2 protein-coding genes are annotated in these 1236 nt (G+C 37.4%); both read right to left on the bottom strand.

Annotated elements, in window-relative coordinates; genetic code table 11:
• Nucleotides 1–161 precede the first annotated feature (161 nt).
• Nucleotides 162–1031, bottom strand: a complete 870-nt coding sequence (locus A9G45_RS03155) for a T6SS immunity protein Tli3 family protein (RefSeq protein WP_065572364.1) — start codon at nt 1029–1031, stop codon at nt 162–164.
• An 11-nt stretch (nt 1032–1042) separates the two neighbouring features.
• Nucleotides 1043–1236 (bottom strand): hypothetical protein (locus tag A9G45_RS14315; protein WP_176701804.1); only part of this gene is annotated, 194 nt, incomplete at its 5' end.

The raw sequence follows: 1236 nt of genomic DNA, 5'->3' as shown, positions 1-1236 counted from the left end.
AAAGGTAGGCTTTCGTATATTATTAACTGGCGAAAGTGCCAATATCCCCAAGATAAAGAACAGATAACTCACCATTTGCCATCGCTCATGATATTGCTTAATGAGCATAATAATAAATAATGCGCCACCGATAAAGGTCGATAGTATTGCTAATATCATCATTACTTTTCCGCCCCAACCTCACAACGTATTTTATCCCAACCTTGGTAAGGTTCGGGTTTTAGATTTTTTATTGAATTTACCCGTAATTGATATTCTTTATTATCAATAAGGCTATCATAAGCACCAAATTTAGAGCCATCCCTAACCCTTTCATCAGAAAATGCTGCTGATGGATAAAAAATCTGAAAATTCCAAAAACCATTTTCATAATCAAAGTCATCATATTCATAAGATGCGCCAAATATCACCTCATGATTTTTTAAAATAAAATAGCCGGTATTACCCGAAATAGTAATCGGTGTATTTGGTTTTTCCGGTTCATAATAAGTATCCTCAATTGGCGAATCATCCACCCCAATAAAGTAAGCCACTTCTTCTCCGGGGACAGCAGCCATTGGAGAGACCATCGCTTTTATAAAATGTCTGCCCCCATCGACTGAAAAAACAAAATCGGACAGATCATCGGTAGGAATGGCAATATACTGTTTGCCGGGGTTATAGTAGTTAAATTTCGGTAAATGATAAGCCGTATAAAATCGTTCGGTAATTAAGGTATGAATATTATTTTTATCATCATGATACCAAATCAATCCACTGCAATTTTCACCTTGTAGCTCTAAATAACGATCGGCATCATATCGATAAATTACCTGCCGCTTTTTACTGACATAATAAAAGGAATAATCTAGCAAATCACCATTTCTGGCAATACTATGGAATAATTGATAGCCTTCTTTAGGTAATGGTTTAGGGCTCATAAGTGGCATGGGTTCGGTGGTGGGGAATGGCGCCAAAGTCGATAAAATCACGACCAAAACCACGGGGACAACCAATAACATTATCAACAATTGAGTTATTTTCTGTTTCATGCCTTAATTCCTTATTTAGCTGTGCCTAACAAATGTTGATAAACCTCTAACACGGTACGGTTATCGGGCAATTTAGTTTCTTTAGCATTATAATCACAGCGCATTTTATCCCAACCGGTATAGTCACTTGGCATAGGGGGAATACTTTCGGGAATAATTTGGCTTCTGCCTACAATCGCGCCTTGTTCAAGCTGGTCTTTTTTCG

The organism is Gilliamella sp. HK2, assembly GCF_001690265.1.
Lineage (GTDB): Bacteria > Pseudomonadota > Gammaproteobacteria > Enterobacterales > Orbaceae > Gilliamella > Gilliamella apicola_C.
The sequence above is the reverse complement of the archived record's forward strand: the minus strand, read 5'-3'. Positions and strand labels throughout refer to the sequence as shown.

Excerpts from the sequence above, each read along its gene's own strand:
- A9G45_RS03155 (WP_065572364.1), bottom strand. The coding sequence starts at position 1,031 with ATGAAACAGAAAATAACTCAATTGTTGATAATGTTATTGGTTGTCCCC.